Genomic DNA, 23,467 nt, shown 5'->3' with positions numbered 1-23,467 from the left:
CCGGAGGTTCCTTCATGTCCATGCACCACTCGCGTCTGCCTGTCCGGCTGACCGCCGCTCCACTCCTGACCGCCGCCGCCGTCCTCGCCCTCGCGGGACCGGCCTCGGCCCACGTGTCCGTCTCCTCTCCCGACGCCGCGCGCGAGGGGTACGGCAAGGTCGTGTTCCGCGTCCCCACCGAGTCCGACACGGCCGACACCACGAAGCTCGTCGTCACCCTCCCCGCCGACACCCCGTTCCTCCACCTCACCGCGCAGCCCAAGCCGGGGTGGAAGGTCTCCATGCAGGAGGGCACGCTGCCCGAGCCCGTGGAGGTCGACGGCACCGAGATCACCGAGGCCGTCCGCACGGTCACCTGGACCGCCGAGGGTGACGGCATCGCACCCGGTGAGTTCGACGAGTTCGCCCTCTCCGGCGGCCCCTTCCCCGACGCCGACTTGGTCCGGTTCGCCGCCGAGCAGACGTACGACGACGGCGAGGTCGTCGACTGGGACCAGGTGCAGCAGGGCGACGAGGAGCCCGAGAAGCCCGCCCCGACCCTCACCCTCCTCGCTGCCTCCGCCGACGCCCACGGCTCCGGTGGCCACGGGGCGGGTGCAGACACCGACGAGGCCTCGAGCGCGAGCGACGACCAGGGAGGCTCCGACACATGGAGCAGGGTGCTCTCCGCTGCAGCGCTCGCCGTCGCCGCGCTCGCCCTGCTGGGTGTCGTGCGGCAGGATCGACGCCGTGCGTAGATCTGTCGGTCCTCTCCTTGCGGCGCTCGTCGCGGCCCTCGTGGTCGCGGTGCCCCTGCCGGCGAGCGCGCACGCCGCGCTCGTCGGCACGGACCCGCGCGACGGCGCCGTGCTGGAGACGGCGCCGGCGTCGGTCACCCTCGAGTTCAACGAGCCGGTGACCCGCTCCGAGCTCGTGCTGACCGCGCCCGACGGGTCGCGCGTGCCCCTCGAGGTGTCCGCGCGCGACCGCGAGGTGACCGGCAGCGTCGGCGCGGACGCCGAGGCCCAGCGCGGCACGTACACCATCGCGTTCCGGGTGGTCTCGGCCGACGGGCACCCGATCGCCGGGACGTCGGAGTTCGAGACCACGTCGGGCCGGGCCGTCGAGCAGGTGGACCAGGTGCAGGACGACGAGTCGTTCCTGCACCGTCACGCCGAGCACCTCTGGTGGGCCGTCGGTGGTGGCCTGGTGGCCGTCGGCCTCATTCTGTGGCCGCTCCTCCGCCGACGCAGCGAGGTCGACTCGTGAGCGTCGTGCGGTCGAGCGCGGCGGCGTTCCTCGTCGCCGCCGCGGCCTGCGTCGCCGCCCTGAGCCTGGGCGGCGGCGCGCCCCAGCCCGTGCCCGAGGGTCTGCCCGACCCCGGGCAGCTGGTCGGGTGGGGCCTGCCGCTGCTCAGCGTCGTCTCCGACGCCCTGCTGGTCGTGCTCATCGGCCTGCTGCTCGCCGCAGTGTTCCTCCTGCCGTCGTCGAGCGACGTCGTGCAGGGCCTCAGCGTCGACGCCGTCCGTGGGGCCGCCCGCGCAGCCGCGGCGTGGTCGGTCGTGGGTGTCGCGCTGTACGTCCTCACCGTCGCGGACGTCTTCGCCCGCACGATCGGGTCGATCACCTTCCCTCTGCTCACCGAGCTGGCGACCACGTCCACGGGCGGCGTGGTCCTGCTCCAGGTGGTGGTCGGTGCCGTGGCCTGGGGCGTCCTGCGGTGGACGATCTCCGTCCGTGCCCTGGCGGTCGGCCTCGGCATCGTCCTCGCCTCCCTCGTGCCCGTCTCCTTCGCGGGTCACTCGGCGCAGTCGGGGTCCCACGACCTCGCGGCCCTGAGCCTGCTGCTCCACCTGGTCGGCGTCTGCCTGTGGGTCGGCGGCCTCGTCGCCCTGACCTGGGTGGCGTGGCGGGGGAGCAAACGACTCACGCCCGCGCTCCGTCGCTTCTCCAGCCTCGCGCTGTGGGCCTTCGTGATCGTCGGGGTCTCGGGCGTGGTGAACGCCGCCGTACGCCTGCGCAGCGTCTCCGACGTCGTCGGCACCGGGTACGGGCAGCTCGTCATCGCCAAGGTCGTGGCACTCGTGCTGCTCGGCTGGTTCGGCTGGGTCCAGCGGCGACGCCTCGCGGACCGCGACGCGGGTTTCCTGCCGATCGCCGCTTCCGAGGTGCTGCTGATGGCGGCGACGATCGGGCTGGCCGTGGCGTTGTCGCGCACCCCGACCCCGGTCGGCGACGTGCTGACCTCCCCGGCGCAGGAGCTGCTCGGCGGACCGCTGCCGCCGGCTCCCGACGCGCTGCGCCTCGCCTGGGGGTGGTCCGCCAACGGTCTCGGACTGACGATCGTCGCGCTCGGCGCCGCGCTGTACCTCCGTGGTCTGTGGACGCTGCGCCGTCGTGGGGTCCACTGGCCGGTGGGCCGCACGATCTCCTGGTTCGTCGGGCTGCTCGTCGTGGCCTGGAGCACCGTCGGTGGACTGGGGGAGTACTCGCACGTGCTGTTCAGCGCCCACATGGTCTCCCACATGCTGCTCTCCATGGTGGCGCCGATCTTCCTGGTGCTCGCCGCGCCGGTGACCCTCGCCCTGCGCACCCTCCCGGGCCCGCGCCAGCCGGGTGACGTCTCGCCGCGCACCCTGCTGACGTCGTTCCTGCACTCACGGCTCATGGCGTTCCTGACCCACCCCGTCGTGGGTCCGGCCCTGTTCGTCGGCAGCCTCTACGCGCTGTACTTCACCCCGTTGTTCGGGTTCCTCATGCGCGAGCACTGGGGCCACACGGCGATGGAGGTGCACTTCCTGCTGGTGGGCTCGCTGTTCTACTACGTGATCATCGGCGTCGACCCCTCGCCGCGACGCCTCCCGCCGCTCGCGCGGTTCGGCGTCATGCTCGTGACGTTGCCGTTCCACGCGTTCTTCTCGATCGCGATCATGTCGTCGGCGACCGTCCTCGCGCAGTCGTACTGGACGACGCTCGAGCGGCCCTACAGCACCGACCTGCTGGCCGACCAGTACCTCGGCGGCAGCATCTCGTGGGCGCTCGGCGAGGTCCCGCTGATCCTGGTGATGATCGCCCTGCTCGCGCAGTGGTTCCGCTCCGACCAGCGGGAGGCCCGGCGCCTCGACCGGGCGGCCGACCGCGACGGCGACGCCGAGCTCGCGGCGTACAACGCCCGGCTCCAGGACCTCGCCGCCCACGGCAAGCGGCGCGACCCGGACGCCTGACGGCCCGCCCTCGGCCCGGACGCCCACGTCCTGCACGCACCGGGGCCCCGCACCGAACTCGGTGCGGGGCCCCGGTGACGAGGGGGAACAGGTCCTCAGAAGATGACCTGGCCGCCGCTCGTGGCTGCCGTGAAGCGCTCCTGGGCGTCGGCCCAGTTCGCGATGTTCCAGAACGCCTTGACGTAGTCGCCCTTGACGTTGAGGTAGTCGAGGTAGAACGCGTGCTCCCACATGTCGAGCTGGGAGACCGGGATCAGCGTGGCCGGGATGTTGGCCTGCTGGTCGTACAGCTGCACGATGACGAGCTTCTGTCCGAGCGTGTCCCAGGCCGTGATGGCCCAGCCCGAGCCCTGGATGCCCAGGGCCGTGGCCTCGAACTGCGCCCGGTAGGCGTCGAACGAGCCGAAGTTGTCGTCGATGGCCGCGGCGAGCTCGCCGGTCGGCTTGTCGCCGCCGTCGGGGGACAGGTTCTTCCAGAAGATCGAGTGGTTGATGTGACCTCCGAGGTTGAACGCGAGGTTCTTCTCGAGCAGGTTGATCGTGTCGTACGACCCCGCCGCGCGGGACTCCTCGAGCTTCTCGAGGGCCGTGTTGAGGCCGTTCACGTAGTTCTGGTGGTGCTTGCTGTGGTGCAGCTCCATGATCTTGCCGGAGATGTGCGGATCGAGTGCGCCGTAGTCGTAGGGCAGCTCGGGCAGGGTGTAGTCGGCCACGCGTCCTCCTAGGTCGGGGCACACGTGGTGCCCGCGGTTTCGAATCTGGTCGTGCTCGTTCAGTCTGTCAGTCGCTCCCGCACACGCAAGAGCGGCCCGCCATGCGGACGCGGGGAGCTTTCGTCGCGCCGGTCCGGGACGTCCCCGTCCGTGCGGTGCGATGCCCTAGGCTGATCCCCGCGATGACGGAGCAGCAGGAGGATCGACGTGGGTGAGGACAGGGTCCTGACGATCCCGAACCTGCTCAGCGTGGTTCGGATCGTCCTGCTGCCGGTCTTCCTCTGGCTGGTGCTCGTGCCCGAGGCCGACGTGCTGGCCCTGCTCGTGCTCGTGGTCTCCGGCATCACCGACTACCTCGACGGCAAGCTCGCCCGGCGCCTGAACCAGACCTCGAAGATCGGCGCGATCCTCGACCCCGTCGCCGACCGGCTCTACATCCTCGCCGTGGTCGTCGGGCTCGCGCTGCGCGACATCATCCCGTGGTGGCTGGCGGTCATGCTGCCCCTGCGCGACGTCTTCCTGTTCAGCCTCGTGCCGTTCCTGCGCACCCGGGGCTACAGCTCCCTGCCGGTGCACTTCCTCGGCAAGGCCGCCACGGCGGGCCTGCTCTACGCCTTCCCGCTCCTGCTGCTGGGCGACGGCAGCGGCACGGTCGCCGACCTCGCCGACGTCTTCGGCTGGGCCTTCGCCATCTGGGGCGTGGGTCTCTACTGGTGGGGCGGGGTGCTGTACGCCTTCCAGGTGCGCCGGCTGCTGGCCACCACCGAGCGCGTCCCGCGCTGAGGTCGCTGCGTGTCCGCCGTCCGTCCCGCCGAGAACCTGCTGGAGCAGGTGGCCGAGAACGCGCTCGACGACGACTACTACGTCGTGCGGGCGGGGGAGCCGTACGGCGACCGCTCCGCGACGACACCCGCGGTCGGTGTCGTGGTGGCGGTCCTCGCGGCGCTGCTGACCATCACGGCGGTCCAGACGCAGAACGACCGGCCCGGGTCCGACCTCGAGCGGCGCACCCTCGCCGCCGACGTGGCCGACCGGCGTGACGTCCTGGCCGCCCGCCAGGGTGCCGCCGAGGCGTTGCGCGACCAGGTCGCAGCGCTCCAGGGCGGCGCCGGCCCCGAGACGTCGACCGACGTCGCCTCCGACACGGTGCTCGCCGGGGGCAGGGCGCTGCGCGGCACGGCGCTCGTGGTGACCATGGCGGGCAGCCCGGACGGCGAGCGCGCGGGTCGTCTGACGGTGCAGGACCTGCTGACCGTGGTGAACGGACTCTGGTACGCCGGCGCGGAGGCGATCTCGGTGGGTGGCCAGCGCCTCACGTCGGAGTCGGCGATCAGCAGCATCGACGGCAACCTCACCGTCAACTTCTCGCGCATCGAGGTCCCGGTGCGCATCGTCGCCCTGGGCGACGGGGCCTCCCTGCGCTCCCGGCTGGAGTCCAACCCGGCGGGACGGTACCTCGCAGGTCGGGCCGACAGCGTCGGCATCTCCGTGGGCATGGCACCATCGGACGACGAAGAGGTGCCGTCCGCGCCCGAGGAGCAGACTGGCCTGCGCCGCGCCGAGCCACTGCCGGCGTCGGCGGACGACGCGCGAGGGGAGGGCTGAGCATGATCCCGGTGCTCGGACTCGTGGTGGGCGTGGCGCTCGGGCTGTTCCTGCAGCCGGAGGTGCCGTTGTGGCTGCAGCCGTACCTGCCCATCGCGATCGTCGCCGCCCTCGACGCCGTCGTCGGCGCCCTGCGCGCGCTCGGGGAACGACGCTTCGACGACCGGGTCTTCGTGGTCTCCTTCATCTCCAACGTGTTCATCGCCGGCTTCATGGTCTTCCTCGGCGACCAGCTCGGCGTGGGCTCGCAGCTGTCGACCGGCGTGATCGTGGTGCTGGGCATCCGCATCTTCGCCAACGCGGCGGCCATCCGGCGCAGGATCTTCCATGCCTGAGTCCGACGACGCCGCGCCCGTCGCCCAGGAGTCCGGCAACCGGTTCGCGTCGCAGGCCGTGGTGGCCCTGCTCGTGGGCGCCCTCGCCTTCGGTGTCACCGTCCAGGTCCGTCAGGACGACTCGACCGACTTCGGGTCCTTGCGGGGGATCGAGCTCGTCGAGCTGCTCAAGTCGGTGGACGTCGCGAACGAGCGCCTCGCGGCCCAGATCGACGACCTGACCGCCACCCGCGACCGGCTCCTGAGCTCGCGCGGCGACTCCGGCGAGGCCGAGGACGTGGCGCGCCAGCGGGCCGAGCAGCTCGCCGTGCTCGCCGGCTCGATCGGTGCCACGGGCCCCGGCGTCCGGCTCAGCATCGACGACGCCGACGGCGTGGTCGACGCGGGACTGGTGCTCGACGTGCTCCAGGAGCTGCGCGAGGCGGGGGCCGAGGCGATCGTCGTGAACGAGACCGCCCGCGTCGTGGCGCAGACCTACGTGCTCGACGACGAGGACGGCCTGCGCATCGGAGGTCGCCAGGTCACCAGCCCGTACGTGATCGACGTCATCGGGGATCCCGGCACCCTGGACGAGGCGGCGTCGTTCCGCGGCGGCATCATCGACATCCTCCGCGCCCGCGGCGCCCAGGCCTCGGTGGCCCGGCGCGACACCATCACCATCACAGCCCTGGCTGACGTGAAGACCCCCGAGTACGCTCGTCCCGACGTCGGCGGCTCGTGAACCGGCCCCAGCTGATCTCACGACCCCACCCCACCACGACAGCACTGACCAGGAGCGACGCGTGATCCCTGAGGACCTGTACTACAGCGAAGAGCACGAGTGGGTGCGCGTCGAGGGCGACGTCCTCGTCGTGGGGATCACCGACTTCGCGCAGGACCAGCTCGGCGACATCGTGTTCGTCGACCTCCCCGACGTCGGCGACGACGTCCAGTCCGGGTCCGTCGTGGGCGAGCTCGAGTCCACGAAGTCGGTCAGCGACATCTTCTGCCCGGTCGACGGCGAGGTGGTGGCCCGCAACGAGAGCCTCGACGGGGCGTCGGAGGTCATCAACTCCGATCCCTACGGCGAGGGCTGGCTGTTCAAGGTCCGCCCCGCCGACGATGACCCCACCGAGGCCCTGCTCGGCCCCGAGCAGTACACCGCTCTCGTCTCGTCCTGACCTTCGCGGAGGGGCCCTGGGCGACCGTCCACGGGTGCTAGGTTGGACACCTGAACCTCGACCTCGGGGTCAGACATGGTCCCACCGTCCAGCCCACGCCCAGCACACGTACAGCCAGGAGTGATCCGATGTCCTCGCCCGGTCCCGAGCACGGCAACATCCCGGACGAGACGACGCACATCCCGTTGATCGACGCCGACACCGAGGAGATGTCGTCGACCGACGTCGCCGCGGTCGAGAACCTGCCGCTGGGCAGCGCGATGCTGCTCGTCCAGCGTGGTCCGGGTGCCGGTGCACGGTTCCTGCTCGACACCGAGAAGGTCTCGGTCGGGCGTCACCCCGACAGCGACATCTTCCTCGACGACATCAGCGTCTCGCGGCGTCACGCCGTGTTCGCCCGCGCGGGCCAGGGCTACGTCGTGAGCGACCTCGGCAGCCTGAACGGCACCTACGTGAACCGCGACCGCATCGACGGCGACATCACGCTCGGCGGCGGCGACGAGGTCCAGATCGGTAAGTACCGGCTCATCTACTTCGCCGGCGCGCAGCGAGGCCAGGCGTGACCCAGCCGCTGCCCGAGCTCGCGCGGCTCGGCATCGGCAAGGTCCTCGCCGAGCTCCGCGAGGAGTTCCCGTCGCTCACGATCAGCAAGATCCGCTACCTCGAGCGCGAGGGTCTGCTGGAGCCCGAGCGGACCCCGTCGGGCTATCGCAAGTTCTCCTTCGACGACGTGGAGCGGCTGCGCTTCGTGCTGCGCCAGCAGAAGCGGTACTGGCCCCTCAGCGCGATCCGTCAGGCCCTCGACGAGATGGACCGAGGTCTGGTCCCGCAGACCGACATCGACGGCAACATCCGCGTGCCCGACGTCTCGAGCGACGCCGACGGCCTGCCGACGCCCGCGGCGTTCCTGGAGGGACGCAGCCGGGTGCGGCTGAGCCGGGCGGAGGTGCTCGAGAGCTCCGGCGCCACCGAGGAGCTGCTCGAGCAGGTCGAGCAGCACGGGCTGCTGGCCCGCCGACCCGGCCAGAGCGCCTACGACGGCGACGACCTCGTCGTCGTCGACGCGGTGGTCCGGCTGGCGGCCCTCGGGGTCGAGCCGCGCCACCTGCGCGCGGTCGTCACCGCCGCCGAGCGCGAGTCCGACCTGCTGGCCCGCGTGGTGCCTGAGCGTCGTCGGCGGGAGGACAAGGCCGCCGCTGCCGAGCAGCTCGGTGAGCTCGCGGCCCTCACCATGCGCCTGCACACCGTTCTCCTGCGCCACCACCTCCGGGACTGACGTCGTGCGTGAGCTCGACGTGGTCGGCGTCCGGGTGGAGATGCCCACGAACCAGCCGCTCGTGCTGCTGCGCGAGAGCGACGGCGTGCGCTACCTGCCGATCTGGATCGGTGCCGTCGAGGCGTCGGCCATCGCCTTCGCCCAGCAGGGTGACGCGACGCCCCGCCCCCTGACGCACGAGCTGATGCAGCGGGTGGTGGAGGTGCTGGGCGACGAGCTCGACGAGGTGCGCATCACCGACGTGCAGGACGGCGTCTTCTTCGCCTCGCTCGTCTTCGGCTCGGGCGCGACGGTCGACGCCAGGCCGTCGGACTCCATCGCGCTCGCCCTGCGGACGGGTGCGCGGATCGTGTGTGCCGAGGACGTGCTGGACGAGGCCGGCATCGCCTCGACCACCGACGAGGACCAGCAGGTGGAGCGGTTCCGTGCGTTCCTGGACGACGTCGAGCCCGAGGACTTCGCCTGAGCGGTCGGACGACCGGATGAACTCTCAACCCTCGCGTGAGGGTTGCGACACGCCGGTGAACGCTGATGTGATTGACCGGGGGCATCCGCGGGCCTACCGTGAGACCACTGCCGCAAGCGAACACCGTTGTAGTTTCGCCGAGGTGGTCTTTCTTCTCCCCATCTGGAAGGCCAGACCCATGATCGAGCGACGCGACGACGCCCCGGCTGCTGCGGAGGCCGCCGAGGCCGCTGCGCAGGCCGGCGACCAGGGTCTGCTGTTCACCGACGACCTCGAGCCACTGCCCCGCAACACCGGGTTCCGCGGCCCCACGGCCTGCAGCGCCGCCGGCATCACCTACCGCCAGCTCGACTACTGGGCACGCACCAAGCTCGTGGAGCCGACCGTGCGGTCGGCCACCGGCTCGGGCACGCAGCGGCTGTACTCCTTCAAGGACATCCTGCTGCTCAAGATCATCAAGCGACTGCTCGACGCGGGTGTCTCGCTGCAGCAGATCCGCACGGCCGTCGAGCACCTGCGCGAGCGCGGGACCGACGACCTCACCCAGGTCACGCTCATGAGCGACGGCGCGAGCGTCTACGAGTGCCGTTCGGCCGACGAGGTCATCGACCTGCTCCAGGGTGGCCAGGGCGTCTTCGGCATCGCCATCGGTGGTGTCTGGAAGGAGATCGAGGGCACGCTGCACGAGCTGCCGAGCGAGGTCTCCGTCTCCGACGACACCGCGGCCGACGAGCTCGCTGCGCGTCGCCGCGCCCGTCTGACCAGCTGAGGGCCCACCTCGCCGCTCACGCGTGCCGTCGCTGGTACCGTGAGCGTGCTGTCGAGCACGCGTGGGAGAGATCGCCCAGGCGGCGCCGAAGGGGCAATTCCTCCCCGGAACCTCTCAGGCACCACGGACCACGCGGACAAGGCGACCCTGAAGCACCCGTTCCATCGGGGGTGACAGGTGGGGAGGGACCCAGTCGACGACCCCTGGAGCCCTCTCATGTCCTCTGACCGCCCCTCCTCCGACCGGCCGCAGTCCGTCCCGGCGGCCCTGCGCCGCGACACCGACCACTTCGTCGACCGTCACATCGGACCGCGCGCGAGCGACCAGCAGGCCATGCTGGCCCGGATCGGCCACGACTCCCTCGACTCGCTCATGCGGGCCGCGGTGCCGGAGAGCATCCGCGCCTCGGCTCCGCCCGCGCTGCCCGAGGCCCTGGGGGAGCCGGAGGCGCTCGCGACCCTCAAGGCCCTCGCGACGCGCAACAACCCCGGCGTCTCGATGATCGGGCTCGGGTACCACCCGACCGTCACCCCGGCCGTGATCCGCCGCAACGTCCTCGAGGACCCCGCCTGGTACACGGCCTACACCCCCTACCAGCCCGAGATCTCGCAGGGACGGCTCGAGGCGCTGCTCAACTTCCAGACGATGGTCGCCGACCTCACCGGTCTGTCGACGGCCAACGCCTCCCTCCTCGACGAGGGAACGGCCGCCGCCGAGTCCATGACGCTGGTGCGCCGCGCCGCGCGGGGCAAGGACCTGCGGCCCCTCGTGCTCGACTCGCGCCTGCTGCCGCAGACGATCGCCGTGGTGCGCACGCGTGCCGAGGCGCTCGACATCGAGCTGCTCGACGTCGACCTGGGCGTCGACGACGTGCCGGCCGACGTGGCGGGCGCGATCATCGCGTACCCGGCGGCCGACGGTGCCGTGACCGATCCCAGCCGTGCCATCGAGGCGGTGCACGCCGCCGGAGGGCTCGCCGTCGTCGTGGCCGACCCGCTCGCACTCGTCCTGCTGCGCTCGCCGGGGTCGCTGGGTGCCGACGTCGTCGTCGGGTCGTCCCAGCGCTTCGGCGTGCCGATGTTCTACGGCGGACCGCACGCCGGCTTCATGGCGGTGCGCGACGGCCTGGAGCGACACCTGCCCGGGCGACTCGTGGGAGTCTCGGTCGACAAGGCGGGCCGACCCGCCTACCGGCTGGCCCTGCAGACGCGTGAGCAGCACATCCGCCGGGAGAAGGCGACGTCGAACATCTGCACCGCCCAGGTGCTGCTCGCCGTCACGGCGTCGATGTACGCGGTCTACCACGGCGCGGAGGGCCTGCGGCGGATCGCCGACCACGTGCACACCACGGCTACCACGCTCGCGGCGGGTCTGGTGGCCGGTGGCGTCGAGGTGCTCCACGAGTCGTTCTTCGACACGGTCGTGGCCCGTGTGCCCGGCGAGGCCGACGCCGTCGTGGGCCGGGCTCGCTCCGAGGGGCTGCACCTGCGCCGCGTGGACACCGACCACGTGGCGGTGAGCACGTCGGAGGTGACCACCCTCGGCCACCTGCAGACCGTCTGGCGGGCCTTCGGGGCCGACACGTCGCACACGGCGCCCGCCCCGGCAGCCCTGCCCGACGCCCTGCTGCGCGACGACGCGATCCTCACGCACCCGGTGTTCTCCGAGCACCGCAGCGAGACGCAGCTGCTGCGCTACCTGCGCACGCTGAGCGATCGCGACTACGCCCTCGACCGCGGGATGATCCCGCTCGGCTCGTGCACCATGAAGCTCAACGCCACCGCCGAGATGGAGCCGATCAGCTGGCCCGGCTTCGCCGACCTCCACCCCTTCGTGCCGGCCGAGGACGCCGCCGGCATGATCGAGCTGGTCGAGACGCTCGAGTCCTGGCTCGCGAGCGTCACCGGCTACGCGGCGGTCTCGGTGCAGCCGAACGCCGGGTCCCAGGGCGAGCTGGCCGGTCTGCTGGCCATCCGGGCGTGGCACCGCAGCAACGGCGACGAGGCCCGCGACGTCTGCCTGATCCCGAGCTCGGCCCACGGCACGAACGCCGCCTCGGCCGTCATGGCCGGCATGCGCGTGGTCATCGTCAAGGCCACCGAGGCGGGTGAGGTCGACCTCGAGGACCTGCGCCGCACGTGTGCCGAGCACGCCGACGACCTCGCCGCGATCATGGTCACCTACCCGTCGACCCACGGGGTGTACGAGGACGGCATCACCGAGCTGTGCGACGTGGTGCACGCGGCCGGCGGCCAGGTCTACGTCGACGGTGCCAACCTCAACGCCCTGCTGGGCCATGCCGAGCCGGGCACGTTCGGTGGCGACGTGTCGCACCTGAACCTGCACAAGACCTTCTGCATCCCGCACGGCGGCGGCGGACCGGGCGTGGGCCCGGTCGCGGTGGCCGAGCACCTGGTCCCGTTCCTGCCGAGCCACCCGCTGCACCCGGTCGCGGCTCGCCGTGAGGGGATCGGTGCCATCAGTGCCGCCCCGTACGGGTCGGCCGGCATCCTGCCGATCCCGTTCGCGTACGTGTCGATGATGGGGGCGCAGGGACTGACCGACGCCACGTCGGTGGCCGTGCTGTCGGCCAACTACGTCGCCGCCCGGCTGAAGGACGCCTTCCCGGTGCTCTACACCGGACGGTCCGGGCTCGTGGCCCACGAGTGCATCCTCGACCTGCGCGGCATCGCCAAGCAGACCGGGGTGAGCGTGGACGACGTGGCCAAGCGGCTCGTGGACTACGGCTTCCACGCCCCCACGATGAGCTTCCCGGTGGCCGGCACCCTGATGGTCGAGCCGACCGAGTCCGAGGACCTGGCCGAGCTGGACCGCTTCTGCGACGCGATGCTCGCGATCCGCGCCGAGATCGACCAGGTCGCGGCAGGGGAGTGGCCCGAGGGCGACAACCCGCTCGCCCAGGCGCCGCACGCCGCACGTGAGCTGCTCGACTGGCAGCACGCCTACCCGATCGCCACGGGCGTGTTCCCGACCGGCAGCACCCAGGACAAGTACTTCCCGCCGGTGGGCCGCATCGACCAGGCCTACGGCGACCGCAACCTGGCCTGCTCGTGCCCGCCGATCGAGGCCTTCGCCTGACGGTGCCCGGACCTCAGCGTCGGTCGGCCGCGTCGTCCCACCAGCGGACGACCCGGTCGACCACGACGGAGGGGTGACGCACCCACTGCACGTGGTCGGTGGTCCCGCCCTCGGGGGTGGCGTCCTGCGTGTACACCCAGCGGGTGACCGCCGACGGCTCGCAGAACAGCTCGATGAAGCGCTTGTTGGCCGCCGACACGGCGTAGGCGTCGGCCTGGAGGTGCACGACGAAGGTCGGCGTCGACACCCTGGCCGAGGCGTCGAACGGAGGCTCGCCGGTGCGCACGAAGTGCGCCCACTCCCGCATGAGCGTGGCGGCACCGGGTGCGCCGAACGCAGGCTTGGGCAGGTGCCCCATGACCCGGGCGAGGACGGGGATGGCCGAGGCGAACGCCAGCATCGGCAACCCTCCGTAGGGGTAGTACCGGTGGTGCGGGACGGAGGCGCCGACGAGCACGAGGCCGTCGGCCGTGCGTCCGGGGTCGGCGCTGCCCTGCAGGCCGATCGCGAGCTGGGCCCCGAGGCTGTGGCCCATCAGCAGGACGGGGCGCTCGGGGTCCTCACGTCGCGCGGCCGAGACCGCGTCGGCGAGGTCGGCGATCTCGTCACCGTAGGACCAGTCGGCCGAGCGGGAGGCGACCGGGGTGTCCGGCTCGAACCCGCGTCGGCCAAGCGCACGCGCCTGCCACCCCACGTCCTCGAAGGCGGCGACGAGTGGCCGGTAGAAGCGCGACGGCACGGCCATGGCCGGGGAGACGAGCACGATCGGGTCGGACACGAACGTCATCGTGACGTACCGCGCCGACCGGCCGACCGCCAGGGTCGAGCAGGGGCGTCGAGCCTCAGGCGTCCATCTCGGCGACCGGGTCGGTCGTCGGGGCCGGCGACCCTCCGTCGGGCTCGACGGTGACGGCGAACGCGTCGGCACCGCTGATCGACTTCGCGTACATCATCCCGGCACCGCGTCCGAGGACGCCGACGGAGCGCGGGATCCCGTCGTGCATCGCCCAGACCTGATAGACGTGGTCGTCGTCGAGCGTCTCGAGATCGGTGCCCATGACGACGGCCGCGTCGTGCGACGGGGAGGCGACGATGCGCATCGTGCCCCCGGTGCGCACGCTCCCGTCCAGCATGGTCGCGTCGTCGGCCACCATGACCGCGCTGATGCCTGCGGTGTCGGCCCGCAGCTCCTCGGCCCGGTCGTGCTCCACGAGGTACCCACCGACGGACACCGCGGCCACCAGGAAGGACGCCGCGACCAGCAGACGGGGCACGGCTCGCCGCACCCGGCTGTGCTGGGCGATCGACGTGACCACCGGCCGCTCCTGGGCGGTGGTGGCCACCTCGGCCAGGAGCCGGTCGCGCAGGGCGAGCGGCGGACTGTCGGCCTCGGCCTCGGCCAGGCGTGCAGCAGTCAGGTGGAAGCCGCGGAGCTCCTGCCTGCACTCGGCACACTGGTCGAGGTGGGCCTCGAAGCGGCCCCGCTCGTGGGGGTCGAGGGCGTCGAGCGCGTACGGCGCGGCGAGTCCGTGCAGATCGGTGGTCATGAGGCCTCCACCCCGAGGCAGTCGCGCAGGCGGATCAGCCCGTCGCGCATGCGGGTCTTGACGGTGGCCGGGTTGGCGTCGAGCACCTGGGCGACCTCCGCGTACGTGTATCCCTGGTAGTACGCGAGGTTGACGGCCTCGCGCTGCAGGTCGGTGAGTCCCTCCAGGCAGCGACGCACCTGCTCGTGCTCCAGCCGCACCGTGACGGTCTCGAGCACCTGGTCGTGGTCGACGCCGGGGGACCAGTCATAGCTGTTCTCGCGGTTGGTGGCGGCCTGGTCGTGCCGGACGGCGTCGACCGCGCGGCGGTGGGCCAGCGTCAGCACCCAGCTCTTGGCACTGCCACGGGCCGGGTCGAAGCGGGCGGCGGTCTGCCAGACCTGGAGGAAGACCTCCTGGGCGACCTCCTCGGCCCGCGCGGGGTCGCGGATGACCCGGCGGGCCATCCCGAACACGGTGGCACCCAGGGCGTCGTAGAGAGCGGCGAAGGCCGTCTCGTCCCCTCGTGCCACGAGGACCAAGAGGTCGTCGGGCTCGACGGGTTCCTGGGACTCGGGAACGGCGGCGAGCCGATCGGCTGCTGACTGGCTCATGCGCGACTCCTTCCCGAACAAGCTTCTACGTGCCATTCGCGGCTGCCTTCGATTCGGATGGGTGGTGCAGGGGAGGACTTCTCAGGTCATCCTAGGCGGGACCCTCTGCTCGCCCTGCGACCGTGGTCCCGCTGTGCCACCGTGGTCGCATGGACGCCGAGCAGCGATCGGGTCGCCTGGACGACGTGCACGTCCCCCAGCGGCCGAGGGCCGTCGTGCTGATGCTGCACGGAGGCCGGCAGCAGAGCGAGGAGCCGGTGCGCAATCGGCACGCGAGCTGGTGGCGGATGGCCCTGCTGTCGAAGGCGTTCGCGCGCACCGCTCGCCGTGAGCACCTGGCGGTGCACCTGCTGCAGTACCGCGCACGCGGATGGAACGACGCGGCCCGCCCGTGGCCCGTGGCCGACGCGCGCTCGGCTCTCTCCGCGCTCCGCGAGCGGCACGGCGACCTGCCGGTCGTCCTCGTCGGGCACTCGATGGGTGGGCGCACCGCGTGCCGCGCGGCCGACGACCCCTCGGTGGTCGGTGTCGTGGCCCTGGCGCCGTGGCTGCCGCAGGGTGAGCCCGTGGGCGCGCTCTCCGGACGTGCCCTGCACGTCCTGCACGGCACGATGGACCGGTGGACGTCGGCACGGCTCAGCGCCGACTTCGTGGAACGTGCTCGACGGGTGGCCACCGAGGCCACCTGGGAGTCGCTCGCCGGCGCCGGGCACTACATGTTCCGGCGGGTGCGGGCCTGGAACGCGTTCGTGGAAGACTCGGTCCTGCGGATCGTCGGCGCACGGGCGGACGGCCGCCACGACCACGACGACGACGCCACCAGAGGACCAGCCTGACGTGACCGACACGATCGCCTACGGCGTGGCACTCCTCGCGACCGTGGTGGCCGTGTTCGCGGCGGGCCACACGGTCCGGGACGCCCCGTTCGGCAATCCGCTCTTCTACGCCGTCGCCGTGCTGGAGGCCGTGCTCCTCGTGGTGATGGTCGGGGCCTTCGTGGCGCTGGCCGGCACGGACCGCGACGTCGCGGGTGGGCTCTTCGTCTCCTACCTCGTGACCGTCGTGGTGATCCCGCCGGCGGCCGTCCTCTGGGGGATCGCCGAGAAGAGTCGCTGGGGCACGGGGGTCGTCGTGGTGGCGCTCCTGACCGTGGCCGCCCTCATGGTGCGGCTCCTGGGCATCTGGAAGGGAACCTATGTCTGAGTCGTCCGCCCCGTCGCCGGGTCGCACGTCCACCGGGCCGGGCCGCGCCCTCGTCGCCGTCTACGCGGTCTTCGCCGTCGCGGCCACGGCACGGTCGGTCTACCAGCTCCTCGTGAAGGCGGACGAGGCCCCGGTGGCCTACACCCTCTCCGCCGTCGCCGGCGTCGTCTACGTCGTGGCGACCGTGGCGCTCGCGACGGACCGGCACCGGCTGGCCGTCGCCGCCGTGGGCTTCGAGCTGGTGGGGGTGCTCGGCGTCGGTGTGCTGTCGCTCGTCGACGGTGCGCTGTTCCCCGACCAGACGGTGTGGTCCGACTTCGGTGCCGGGTACGGGTACATCCCCCTGGTGCTGCCGTTCGTGGGCCTGTGGTGGCTGCACCGCACCGCGGGCCAGGCTCAGTCCAGGCCGCAGGCCGACCGCACGTAGTCGAGGATCGCGGTCCGGCGCTGACGGTCGAGCGGCAGGACGAAGGTGGTCCCGTCGGGCAGACCGGGAGCGGAGACCTCGACGGGGACGAGGCGACCCACCTTGTCCTCGGCGATCGCGTGCGGGTCGCAGCGCGCCGGCTCGAGGACGAGGTCGGCGCGTACCGGAGCGCCACCGACCGCCACGTCGGTCGCGGACCCACGGGTGGGCCGGACGAGCGGCGTGGGGCGGTAGCCCACGATCCGGACCGCGCTCGCCCGGTCGCGCGGCGTGAGCGTGATCGGGATGCGCAGTGCACCGCCGTCCTCCACCGGCAGGCCGACGTCCAGCCGCGCGGCTCCTTCCAGCGTCGCGCGGGCGCAGTCGCCGTCCAGGACCCGCGTCACGGCCCCGTAGCGGTCCTCGACGGCGAGGGTGGATCGTCGTTCGCCGCCGTCACCGAACCGGTAGGTCAGGGTCACGGTGTAACGCGTCGTGCCACCGCACCGCCCACGGGGGAGCGTGACGACCACGTCGGTGTCGTACCCCGCTCCCACCGTCTCGGTGCCGGTCCAGACGACGGCGCGGGAGCGGCTGGAGGTCAGCACCAGGTCGGAGACGACCAGGTCGCGGTCGCTGCGGTTGCTGATCCGCACGAACGCCCCACGGTCCTGACGCTGCATGCGGCCCTGGTCGACGAGGGCGCTCACGCCGTCGGGCAGTGGAGCGTCCCGCGGGTCCGGGCTGCAGGCCGGGAGGAGCGCGGCGAGCAGCGCGACGCCACCGACGACGACGCGGGCAGACCTCATGTCGTCATGGTGACGTGTGGTGGGGGTCGTGTCAGGAGGCCCAGTCGGGGGAGAGCCGCACGACCTCGCCCACGACGGTGACGGCGGGGGAGCGGACTCCCCGCTGGACGCAGAGGTCGGCGATCGTGCCGAGGGTGCCGACGGTCGTGCGCTGGTCGGGGGCGAAGCCACGCTCGACCACCGCCACCGGTGTGCCGGGCGCGTGCCCCGCCGCGACGAGGCTGTGCGCGCTCTCGGCGAGCCGGCGCACGCCCATGAGCATCACGATCGTGTGGCCCGGGGACACGGGCAGCTCACCGAGCTCGTCGTGGGCCGTGACCACGCTGAACCCCGTGGCCACGCCGCGATGGGTCACGGGGATGCCGGCAGCCGCCGGCACGGCGATCGCGCTCGTGACCCCGGGGACGACCTCCACGGCCACCCCGGCGGCCTCGCACGCCAGGCGCTCCTCGCCGCCGCGACCGAGCACGTAGGGATCCCCGCCCTTGAGCCGCACGACGACCTTGCCGGCGCGGGCGTGCTCGACGAGGAGCCGGTTGATCTCGTCCTGCGGGACCGGGTGGTGGTCGGGCAGCTTGCCCACGTCGATCACCTCGACGTCGGCCGGCAGCTCCGCGAGCACGTCGAGCGGGGCGAGCCGGTCGACCACCACGACGTCGGCCTCGGCGAGAAGACGCCGCCCGCGCGTGGTCAGGAGGTCGGCGCTGCCGGGGCCCCCGCCCACGAGGGCCACGAAGCCCTCGGGGTGGTGGGTCCGGTGCCGCAGCGGGAGGTCGCCGGACTGCAGGGCCGCCGCGACGGCGTCGCGCAGCGTGGAGGCTCGACGGGCGTCGCCACCGCCGCTGACCGCGACGTGCACGTCGTCGACCGCGGCGACCGCCGGCATCCAGGCGGTCGCCCCGTCGGGGTCGCCCCCCTTCAGGCACCACACGCGTGCCTGCTCGGCGTCGGCGGCCACCTGGTCGTCGACCGGGGTGTCGGTGGCGGTCTGCACGAGCCAGGCGCCGTCGAGGTCGCCCGGGCGGTACCCACGCTCGATCCAGGCCAGTCGACCCTCGACCGCGAGCTCCCGGATGCGTGCGCTCACCGTGGGGGAGACCACCACGAGGTCGGCCTCGGCCGCCAGCAGGGCGTGGACCCGTCGGGTCGCCACGTTGCCACCCCCGACGACCACCACACGGCGTCCCTCGGGGCGCAGGGTCAGCGGCAGCGGCATGATCAGACCGAGGCGGTCGCGAGCAACGCGTCGCCGACCATGCCGGCCGCGAGGGTCGTGCCGTCCTGGGCGTCGACGAGCAGGAACGAGCCACCTGCGCGGGCGTGCAGGTACTCCTCGGCCGGGACGGGCGAGGCCAGCCTCAGGCGCACGTGGCCGATGTCGTTGAGCTCCAGGCGGTCGGCCGCGTCGAGGCTGGCGGTCTCGAGGTCGAGCCGGCCGGTGATCTCGGTGACCATCGCCTGCACCGTCCTGGTGCCGTGCTTCACGAGGACCTTCGTCCGCGGCGCCAGCGAGTGGTCGGCGAGCCAGGCGATCGTGCCGTCCACGTCCTGGGTGAGCGACGGGACGCTGCGGGAGGTGACGATGAGGTCTCCGCGCGCGACGTCGACGTCGTCGGTGAGCCGCAGGGTGACCGACTGCGGTGCGAAGGCCTCCGTCAGCTCGCCGTCGGCCGTGTCGATGGCGGCGACGGTGCTCGTGCGGCCGCTCGGCAGCACCGTGACCGGGTCGCCCGGGCGGACGAGACCCGACGCGATCTGCCCCGCGTACCCGCGGTAGTCGCGGTGCTCCTCGCCGCCGGCCGCCTGAGGCCGGATGACGAGCTGGACGGGGAAGCGCAGGGGCTCGGAGTGCGGCTCGCCCGCGGGCGAGAGCGTCTCCAGGAACGTGAGGAGGCTCGGTCCGTCATACCAGGGGGTGCGCACCGACCGCTCCACCACGTTGTCGCCGTCGAGGGCGGACACCGGGATCGTGGTGACGTCGGTGAGACCCAGGGACGCCGCCGAGGTGACGACCTCGTGCGCGACGCGCTCGTAGGTGGCCTCGTCGAAGCCGACCAGGTCGATCTTGTTGACGACCACGACCACGTGCGGCACCCGCAGCAGCGACGCGACCGCGAGGTGCCGACGGGTCTGCTCCTGCAGCCCCTTGCGGGCGTCGACGAGCAGCACCACGACGTCGGCAGTGCTGGCGCCGGTGACGGTGTTGCGCGTGTACTGCACGTGCCCGGGGCAGTCAGCGAGGATGAACGACCGCTCGGCGGTCGCGAAGTACCGGTAGGCCACGTCGATCGTGATGCCCTGCTCGCGCTCCGAGCGCAGGCCGTCGGTCAGCAGCGCCAGGTCGGCGGAGGCGAGGCCGCGGTCGCGGCTGACCCGCTCGACGGCGTCGAACTGGTCGGCGAGCACCGACTTGGAGTCGTAGAGGAGCCGACCGACGAGCGTCGACTTGCCGTCGTCGACGGAGCCGGCCGTGGCGAGCCTGAGCAGCGTCTTGGTGGGCAGCGTCTTGGTGGGCAGCGTGCGCATCAGAAGTACCCCTCCTTCTTGCGGTCCTCCATGGCGGCCTCGGACGCGCGGTCGTCGGCCCGGGTGGCTCCCCGCTCGGTCAGACGCGTGGCCGCGACCTCGACGACGACGTCGTCGACGGTGGCGGCGTCGCTCTCGACCGCACCGGTGCAGGACATGTCGCCGACGGTGCGGTAGCGGACCAGTCGGCGCTCGACGGTCTCGCCGGGCCGCGGCTGCGAGACGTCGCTGACGCTGACGAGCATCCCGTCGCGCTCGAAGACGTCGCGCTCGTGCGCGTAGTAGAGCTCCGGCAGCGCGATGTCCTCGGCGGCGATGTACTGCCAGACGTCGAGCTCGGTCCAGTTGCTCAGCGGGAAGACCCGCACGTGCTCACCCGGACGGTGGCGGCCGTTGTAGAGGTTCCACAGCTCGGGGCGCTGGTTGCGGGGGTCCCACTGGCCGAACTCGTCGCGCAGGCTGAACACCCGCTCCTTGGCGCGGGCCTTCTCCTCGTCGCGACGGCCGCCGCCGAAGACCGCGTCGAACTTGTGGTCGGTGATCCCGTCGAGCAGCGGCTGGGTCTGCAGCTGGTTGCGGGTGCCGTCGCTGCGCTCGCGAAGACGGCCGTCGTCGATGTAGTCCTGCACCGACGCGACCTCGAGGCGCAGGCCGAGCCGCTCGACCGTGGCGTCGCGGAAGGCGAGCACCTCGGGGAAGTTGTGGCCCGTGTCGACGTGCATGACCGGGAACGGCACCGGCGCCGGCCAGAAGGCCTTCGTGGCCAGGTGCAGCATGACGACCGAGTCCTTGCCGCCGGAGAAGAGCAGCACGGGCCGCTCGAACTCCGCCGCCACCTCGCGGATGATGTGGATGGCCTCCGACTCCAACCAGGAGAGCTGGTCGAGCCGGTAGGTCGGGCGGCCGGCCGTGCCGGGCGCCTCGTCGACGACGGTCATGCGTTCCTTCTCGATCTCGGTGGTCGCGCGGGGGTGCTCACGTGTGCAGGCCGCACTCGGTCTTGTCGACGCCGGCCCAGCGGCCGGCGCGGGGATCCTCGCCCGGGGCGACCCGCCGGGTGCACGGCGCGCACCCGATGGAGGGGTAGCCGTCGTTGACGAGCGGGTTGACGATCACGTCGTGCTCGTCGGCGTAGGCGAGCACCTCGTCGAAGGTCCACGCCGCGAGCGGGTTGACCTTGACCAGCTGGTTCTTCTCGTCCCAGGTGACGAGCGGCGTGTCGGCACGCGTCGGGCCCTCGTCGCGGCGGACGCCCGTGATCCACACCTCGTACGCGCCGAGGGTGCGGGTGAGCGGCTCGACCTTGCGCAGGTGGCAGCACAGGCCCGGGTCGCGGGCGAAGAGGTCCTTGCCGTGCTCGGCGTCCTGCTCGGCCACGCTCTGGCGCGGCTTGACGTCGACGATCGTGAGCTCCATGGACGACTCGACGGCGTCGCGGGTGCCGATCGTCTCGGCGAAGTGGTACCCGGTCTCGAGGAACAGCGTGTCGACCCAGGGCAGGTGCTGCGCGACCACGTGGGGGAGCACGGCGTCGGCCATGGAGCACGCGACTGCCGTGCGGTACCCGAACTCCTCCGCGACCCAGGCGAGCACCGCGCGGGTGCCGTCCGGGCCGGCCGGCTGGTCGGCGAACCGGGCCTCGGCCTGCTCGGCGACGGCGCGCAGGGTGGCCGAGTCGCGTCGCGGGCCGAGCACGGCCTCGCGGGTGCGGTGGTGCTCCACGCGGGCCTCGTCGTGGGCGACCTGACGGGCGCGACGCTCGGCGAGCGTCGGTCCCGCGGGCGGGATGGTCTCGGACATGGTCCCAGCGTAGGCGGGGGTCCCGAGCGGTGAGAGCGGTCGCCGCATCGTGGACAGGTGCGCTAGGACACCTCGACGGGCACGCGGTCCATGGCCCGGAAGCGACGGTCCACGACCGGCGCCAGCGTGGTCACGAGGTAGAGCACGCCGGCCACCAGGAGGGCGGCCCGCAGGTCCAGCAGGGCGAGCAGGGCGCTGCCCACGAGACCCCCGAACGGCATCAGGCCCCAGGCCACGGCGGTCGACATCGCGCCGACCCGGCCCACGAGGTGCCGCGGGATGCGCTCGAAGAACACGGCTCCCACGACCGGGTTGAGGAACCCGGAGGCGAGTCCGGCCACGGCCATGACGACCACCGGTGCCGAGGTGACGTCGGACCAGGCGAGCACGGCGAACCGGGGCAGGCCGCACACCACGAACGCGACGACGTAGACGGCGAACCGGGGCATCCGGTCGGCCCACGCGGCCGCCACGAGCGAGCCGACGACCGACGTCCCCGCCATGACCGCGAGCAGCAGTCCCAGCGCGCCGACCCCGGACCCGGTCTCGACGGCCCAGACGGGCAGGAGGACCGCGGTGAACGCGACGTCCAGCAGGTTGGTGAACGCGATCATGACCGTGAGCGCCAGGATCACGGGGTCGCGGCGCAGGAACTGCCACCCCGCGCGCAGCCGCGCGAGGTAGGAGTGGGGATCGTCGTCGGCCGGCACGCCACGGCCGACCGAGCGGGCTCCGAGGCCCAGGACGACAGCCGCGAGCGCGAGTCCCGCGGCGTTCACGGCCAGGGCGTCCGCGGCGCCCACGAGGGCGACCAGGCCCGCTGCCAGGGCCGCGCCCACGAGGCTCGAGGTGCGCTCGACCGTGGACGCCAGCCCCGTGACGCGCTCCATGGGCTGTCGCGTGGACTCCGCGAGCACCGGGACGAGGCTGTGCCGGGCGGCGTCGGCCGGACCGCGCAGGGCGCCGGTGGCGGCGACGAGCACGAGGAGCGCCGGGAAGGAGAGCGCCTCGAGATGGTGCAGCGCGGGGATGGCGGCGACCGTGAACGCGCTCGCGGCGTCGCAGCCGACCGCCACGCGCCGGGCGCCGAGGCGGTCGATGGCCGGCCCTGACAGCACCTTCGCCACGACGAGGGGAGCGAGCTCGGCGAAGGCCACCACGCCCGCCGCGGTGGCGGATCCCGTGGTCGTGAGGGCGAGCCAGGGGAGGGCGACCGCGGCCAGCCGCGTCCCGGTGAGCGCGAGGGCGTCGGCGAGCAGCCAGGCGGCCAGGACCCGCCGACCCCGGTCGGTGAGCGGACGCCCGGTCACGTTCTCGTCACGCTCCCGGGCCAGGGGTTGGCGTGCAGGCGCACCACGACGGGACGGGCCTCGGGGTGGTCCTCGTCCTGCACCTCCTCGAGCACCGCCTCCAGCCGTTCGACGAGCCGCTGGGCCGTCTCGGGGCGCAGGCGCCGCACGTAGTCGCTCAGGGTCGAGGCCGAGCGCCAGGCCTGGGGCAGCAGAGAGAACTCCTCGACGGCGCGCTGCATCTGCTCGGCGTGCACGACCGCGACCGCCTGGGCGAAGGCGTCGACGGCTGCGAGCTCGTCGGAATCGCGGGGGCTGCCGGTCGACGTGCTTCGGTGCGAGGCACGCCACCGCCGGGTCCGGGCGTCGACGTCGTCGCCGGCGTCCTCGACGAAGCCGTGCACCGCGAGCTGGCGCAGGTGGTACGAGGTCGCTCCCGACGACGTCCCGGTCCGCGCGGCGAGCTCGGACGCGGTGGCGGGTCCCTCGAGCCGCAGCAGACCGAGCAGGCGCAGGCGCAGCGGGTGGCTGAGGGCTCGCAGTCCCGTCGGGGACGGGGTGACGCTGTCGGCGGTCGGGGCGTCGCACTCGTCGGTCATGACGCGAGGCTAGATCACAAAGGAGTCTTTGCAAAGATCTCTTGGCGATTCTGGTCGACCTGACGGGGG

Annotated in this window: 27 protein-coding genes and 1 riboswitch; of the genes, 16 read left to right on the top strand and 11 right to left on the bottom strand. The window is 72.5% G+C overall.

Annotation, left to right across the window (positions count from 1 at the left end; all coding sequences use genetic code 11):
* Window positions 1-14: 14 nt before the first annotated feature.
* The 3 genes from ASF35_RS13455 to ASF35_RS13445 are packed head-to-tail and all read left to right on the top strand — an operon-like array spanning window position 15 to window position 3,203.
* Window positions 15-737, top strand: coding sequence for a YcnI family protein (locus ASF35_RS13455; RefSeq protein ID WP_055968367.1), 723 nt, complete (start codon window positions 15-17; stop codon window positions 735-737).
* Window positions 730-1,248 carry a copper resistance CopC family protein gene (locus ASF35_RS13450; protein WP_162239218.1) on the top strand — a complete coding sequence of 173 codons (519 nt, stop codon included), beginning with the start codon at window positions 730-732 and terminating at the stop codon, window positions 1,246-1,248. Before ASF35_RS13455 ends, ASF35_RS13450 begins: the two co-directional genes overlap by 8 nt.
* Window positions 1,245-3,203, top strand: a complete 1,959-nt coding sequence (locus ASF35_RS13445; protein ID WP_055968363.1) for a cytochrome c oxidase assembly protein — start codon at window positions 1,245-1,247, stop codon at window positions 3,201-3,203. Before ASF35_RS13450 ends, ASF35_RS13445 begins: the two co-directional genes overlap by 4 nt.
* A gap of 95 nt (window positions 3,204-3,298) precedes the next feature.
* On the opposite strand, the gene ASF35_RS13440 is transcribed toward ASF35_RS13445, so the two are convergent.
* Complete coding sequence (locus ASF35_RS13440) at window positions 3,299-3,916, bottom strand: superoxide dismutase (protein ID WP_055968361.1); 618 nt, start codon at window positions 3,914-3,916, stop codon at window positions 3,299-3,301.
* Window positions 3,917-4,123: 207 nt separating this feature from the next.
* Here ASF35_RS13440 and ASF35_RS13435 point away from each other — a divergent pair, with 207 nt between their 5' ends.
* From ASF35_RS13435 to gcvP, 10 genes are all read left to right on the top strand, one after another.
* Complete coding sequence (locus ASF35_RS13435) at window positions 4,124-4,699, top strand: CDP-alcohol phosphatidyltransferase family protein (RefSeq protein WP_235492973.1); 576 nt, start codon at window positions 4,124-4,126, stop codon at window positions 4,697-4,699.
* Window positions 4,700-4,708: 9 nt separating this feature from the next.
* On the top strand, window positions 4,709-5,521 hold the full coding sequence (locus ASF35_RS13430; RefSeq protein ID WP_055968357.1) for a DUF881 domain-containing protein: 813 nt from the start codon (window positions 4,709-4,711) through the stop codon (window positions 5,519-5,521).
* Between the two features lie 2 nt (window positions 5,522-5,523).
* The gene (locus tag ASF35_RS13425; protein WP_055968355.1) at window positions 5,524-5,856 is read left to right on the top strand and encodes a small basic family protein; all 333 of its coding nucleotides are present in this window, start codon (window positions 5,524-5,526) and stop codon (window positions 5,854-5,856) included.
* The gene (locus tag ASF35_RS13420; protein WP_055968353.1) at window positions 5,849-6,577 is read left to right on the top strand and encodes a DUF881 domain-containing protein; all 729 of its coding nucleotides are present in this window, start codon (window positions 5,849-5,851) and stop codon (window positions 6,575-6,577) included. Before ASF35_RS13425 ends, ASF35_RS13420 begins: the two co-directional genes overlap by 8 nt.
* A gap of 61 nt (window positions 6,578-6,638) precedes the next feature.
* Window positions 6,639-7,016 (top strand): glycine cleavage system protein GcvH, encoded by a 378-nt coding sequence (gene gcvH / locus ASF35_RS13415; protein ID WP_055968352.1) that lies wholly within the window; start codon window positions 6,639-6,641, stop codon window positions 7,014-7,016.
* A gap of 128 nt (window positions 7,017-7,144) precedes the next feature.
* Window positions 7,145-7,579 (top strand): FHA domain-containing protein, encoded by a 435-nt coding sequence (locus tag ASF35_RS13410; RefSeq protein ID WP_055968350.1) that lies wholly within the window; start codon window positions 7,145-7,147, stop codon window positions 7,577-7,579.
* Window positions 7,576-8,292, top strand: a complete 717-nt coding sequence (locus ASF35_RS13405) for a MerR family transcriptional regulator (protein WP_055968348.1) — start codon at window positions 7,576-7,578, stop codon at window positions 8,290-8,292. Before ASF35_RS13410 ends, ASF35_RS13405 begins: the two co-directional genes overlap by 4 nt.
* 4 nt (window positions 8,293-8,296) lie before the next feature.
* On the top strand, window positions 8,297-8,758 hold the full coding sequence (locus ASF35_RS13400; protein WP_055968346.1) for a bifunctional nuclease family protein: 462 nt from the start codon (window positions 8,297-8,299) through the stop codon (window positions 8,756-8,758).
* A 178-nt stretch (window positions 8,759-8,936) separates the two neighbouring features.
* Window positions 8,937-9,527 carry a MerR family transcriptional regulator gene (locus ASF35_RS13395; protein WP_055968345.1) on the top strand — a complete coding sequence of 197 codons (591 nt, stop codon included), beginning with the start codon at window positions 8,937-8,939 and terminating at the stop codon, window positions 9,525-9,527.
* Between the two features lie 52 nt (window positions 9,528-9,579).
* Window positions 9,580-9,668: riboswitch (glycine riboswitch) on the top strand.
* 75 nt (window positions 9,669-9,743) lie between these two features.
* Window positions 9,744-12,626 carry an aminomethyl-transferring glycine dehydrogenase gene (gcvP, locus tag ASF35_RS13390; protein WP_055968343.1) on the top strand — a complete coding sequence of 961 codons (2,883 nt, stop codon included), beginning with the start codon at window positions 9,744-9,746 and terminating at the stop codon, window positions 12,624-12,626.
* Window positions 12,627-12,639: 13 nt separating this feature from the next.
* On the opposite strand, the gene ASF35_RS13385 is transcribed toward gcvP, so the two are convergent.
* The 3 genes from ASF35_RS13385 to sigK all read right to left on the bottom strand — a co-directional run bounded on the left by ASF35_RS13385 (window position 12,640) and on the right by sigK (window position 14,766).
* Complete coding sequence (locus tag ASF35_RS13385; RefSeq protein WP_235497339.1) at window positions 12,640-13,404, bottom strand: alpha/beta fold hydrolase; 765 nt, start codon at window positions 13,402-13,404, stop codon at window positions 12,640-12,642.
* 64 nt (window positions 13,405-13,468) lie between these two features.
* Window positions 13,469-14,173, bottom strand: a complete 705-nt coding sequence (locus ASF35_RS13380; protein ID WP_055968339.1) for an anti-sigma factor domain-containing protein — start codon at window positions 14,171-14,173, stop codon at window positions 13,469-13,471.
* Window positions 14,170-14,766 carry an ECF RNA polymerase sigma factor SigK gene (gene sigK / locus ASF35_RS13375; RefSeq protein ID WP_055968337.1) on the bottom strand — a complete coding sequence of 199 codons (597 nt, stop codon included), beginning with the start codon at window positions 14,764-14,766 and terminating at the stop codon, window positions 14,170-14,172. The genes ASF35_RS13380 and sigK overlap by 4 nt, the downstream gene beginning before the upstream one ends.
* A 149-nt stretch (window positions 14,767-14,915) precedes the next feature.
* On the opposite strand from sigK, the gene ASF35_RS13370 reads away from it, so the two are divergent.
* From ASF35_RS13370 to ASF35_RS13360, 3 genes are read left to right on the top strand one after another with little or no spacing between them, the layout of a single operon-like run.
* On the top strand, window positions 14,916-15,602 hold the full coding sequence (locus ASF35_RS13370; protein WP_055968334.1) for an alpha/beta hydrolase: 687 nt from the start codon (window positions 14,916-14,918) through the stop codon (window positions 15,600-15,602).
* A 1-nt stretch (window position 15,603) separates the two neighbouring features.
* Window positions 15,604-15,969, top strand: coding sequence for a hypothetical protein (locus ASF35_RS13365; protein WP_055968332.1), 366 nt, complete (start codon window positions 15,604-15,606; stop codon window positions 15,967-15,969).
* The gene (locus ASF35_RS13360; protein ID WP_055968329.1) at window positions 15,962-16,396 is read left to right on the top strand and encodes a hypothetical protein; all 435 of its coding nucleotides are present in this window, start codon (window positions 15,962-15,964) and stop codon (window positions 16,394-16,396) included. The genes ASF35_RS13365 and ASF35_RS13360 overlap by 8 nt, the downstream gene beginning before the upstream one ends.
* Here ASF35_RS13360 and ASF35_RS13355 read toward each other — a convergent pair.
* From ASF35_RS13355 to ASF35_RS13325, 7 genes are all read right to left on the bottom strand, one after another.
* A complete protein-coding gene (locus ASF35_RS13355) occupies window positions 16,366-17,184 on the bottom strand; it encodes a hypothetical protein (RefSeq protein ID WP_055968327.1) in 819 nt (272 codons plus the stop codon). The two genes, ASF35_RS13360 and ASF35_RS13355, sit on opposite strands and share 31 nt — an antisense overlap.
* Window positions 17,185-17,215: 31 nt before the next feature.
* Window positions 17,216-18,400: a uroporphyrinogen-III C-methyltransferase gene (gene cobA, locus ASF35_RS13350; RefSeq protein WP_055968325.1), complete on the bottom strand. Its 1,185-nt coding sequence runs from the start codon at window positions 18,398-18,400 to the stop codon at window positions 17,216-17,218.
* A 2-nt stretch (window positions 18,401-18,402) separates the two neighbouring features.
* Window positions 18,403-19,710 (bottom strand): sulfate adenylyltransferase subunit 1, encoded by a 1,308-nt coding sequence (locus ASF35_RS13345; protein WP_055968323.1) that lies wholly within the window; start codon window positions 19,708-19,710, stop codon window positions 18,403-18,405.
* Window positions 19,710-20,648: a sulfate adenylyltransferase subunit CysD gene (gene cysD, locus ASF35_RS13340; RefSeq protein WP_055968321.1), complete on the bottom strand. Its 939-nt coding sequence runs from the start codon at window positions 20,646-20,648 to the stop codon at window positions 19,710-19,712. The genes ASF35_RS13345 and cysD overlap by 1 nt, the downstream gene beginning before the upstream one ends.
* A 37-nt stretch (window positions 20,649-20,685) precedes the next feature.
* A complete protein-coding gene (locus ASF35_RS13335; protein ID WP_082495506.1) occupies window positions 20,686-21,510 on the bottom strand; it encodes a phosphoadenylyl-sulfate reductase in 825 nt (274 codons plus the stop codon).
* Window positions 21,511-21,572: 62 nt separating this feature from the next.
* Window positions 21,573-22,820: an MFS transporter gene (locus ASF35_RS13330; RefSeq protein ID WP_055968319.1), complete on the bottom strand. Its 1,248-nt coding sequence runs from the start codon at window positions 22,818-22,820 to the stop codon at window positions 21,573-21,575.
* The gene (locus ASF35_RS13325) at window positions 22,817-23,398 is read right to left on the bottom strand and encodes a winged helix-turn-helix domain-containing protein (protein ID WP_055968317.1); all 582 of its coding nucleotides are present in this window, start codon (window positions 23,396-23,398) and stop codon (window positions 22,817-22,819) included. The genes ASF35_RS13330 and ASF35_RS13325 overlap by 4 nt, the downstream gene beginning before the upstream one ends.
* Between the last annotated feature and the right edge of the window lie 69 nt (window positions 23,399-23,467).

Source organism: Aeromicrobium sp. Leaf291, from assembly GCF_001423365.1.
GTDB lineage: Bacteria > Actinomycetota > Actinomycetes > Propionibacteriales > Nocardioidaceae > Aeromicrobium.
Note: the sequence above shows the minus strand (reverse complement) of the source record. Positions and strands in the feature narration are given on the sequence as shown.

Bases quoted from the DNA above. Each gene is read 5' to 3' on its own strand.
- ASF35_RS13455 (WP_055968367.1), top strand. From the start codon at position 15: ATGTCCATGCACCACTCGCGTCTGCCTGTCCGGCTGACCGCCGCTCCA.
- ASF35_RS13425 (WP_055968355.1), top strand. From the start codon at position 5,524: ATGATCCCGGTGCTCGGACTCGTGGTGGGCGTGGCGCTCGGGCTGTTC.
- ASF35_RS13420 (WP_055968353.1), top strand. From the start codon at position 5,849: ATGCCTGAGTCCGACGACGCCGCGCCCGTCGCCCAGGAGTCCGGCAAC.
- ASF35_RS13410 (WP_055968350.1), top strand. From the start codon at position 7,145: ATGTCCTCGCCCGGTCCCGAGCACGGCAACATCCCGGACGAGACGACG.
- ASF35_RS13395 (WP_055968345.1), top strand. From the start codon at position 8,937: ATGATCGAGCGACGCGACGACGCCCCGGCTGCTGCGGAGGCCGCCGAG.
- gcvP (WP_055968343.1), top strand. From the start codon at position 9,744: ATGTCCTCTGACCGCCCCTCCTCCGACCGGCCGCAGTCCGTCCCGGCG.
- ASF35_RS13380 (WP_055968339.1), bottom strand. From the start codon at position 14,173: ATGACCACCGATCTGCACGGACTCGCCGCGCCGTACGCGCTCGACGCC.
- sigK (WP_055968337.1), bottom strand. From the start codon at position 14,766: ATGAGCCAGTCAGCAGCCGATCGGCTCGCCGCCGTTCCCGAGTCCCAG.
- ASF35_RS13370 (WP_055968334.1), top strand. From the start codon at position 14,916: ATGGACGCCGAGCAGCGATCGGGTCGCCTGGACGACGTGCACGTCCCC.
- ASF35_RS13360 (WP_055968329.1), top strand. From the start codon at position 15,962: ATGTCTGAGTCGTCCGCCCCGTCGCCGGGTCGCACGTCCACCGGGCCG.
- ASF35_RS13355 (WP_055968327.1), bottom strand. From the start codon at position 17,184: ATGAGGTCTGCCCGCGTCGTCGTCGGTGGCGTCGCGCTGCTCGCCGCG.
- cobA (WP_055968325.1), bottom strand. From the start codon at position 18,400: ATGCCGCTGCCGCTGACCCTGCGCCCCGAGGGACGCCGTGTGGTGGTC.
- ASF35_RS13345 (WP_055968323.1), bottom strand. From the start codon at position 19,710: ATGCGCACGCTGCCCACCAAGACGCTGCCCACCAAGACGCTGCTCAGG.
- cysD (WP_055968321.1), bottom strand. From the start codon at position 20,648: ATGACCGTCGTCGACGAGGCGCCCGGCACGGCCGGCCGCCCGACCTAC.
- ASF35_RS13335 (WP_082495506.1), bottom strand. From the start codon at position 21,510: ATGTCCGAGACCATCCCGCCCGCGGGACCGACGCTCGCCGAGCGTCGC.
- ASF35_RS13325 (WP_055968317.1), bottom strand. From the start codon at position 23,398: ATGACCGACGAGTGCGACGCCCCGACCGCCGACAGCGTCACCCCGTCC.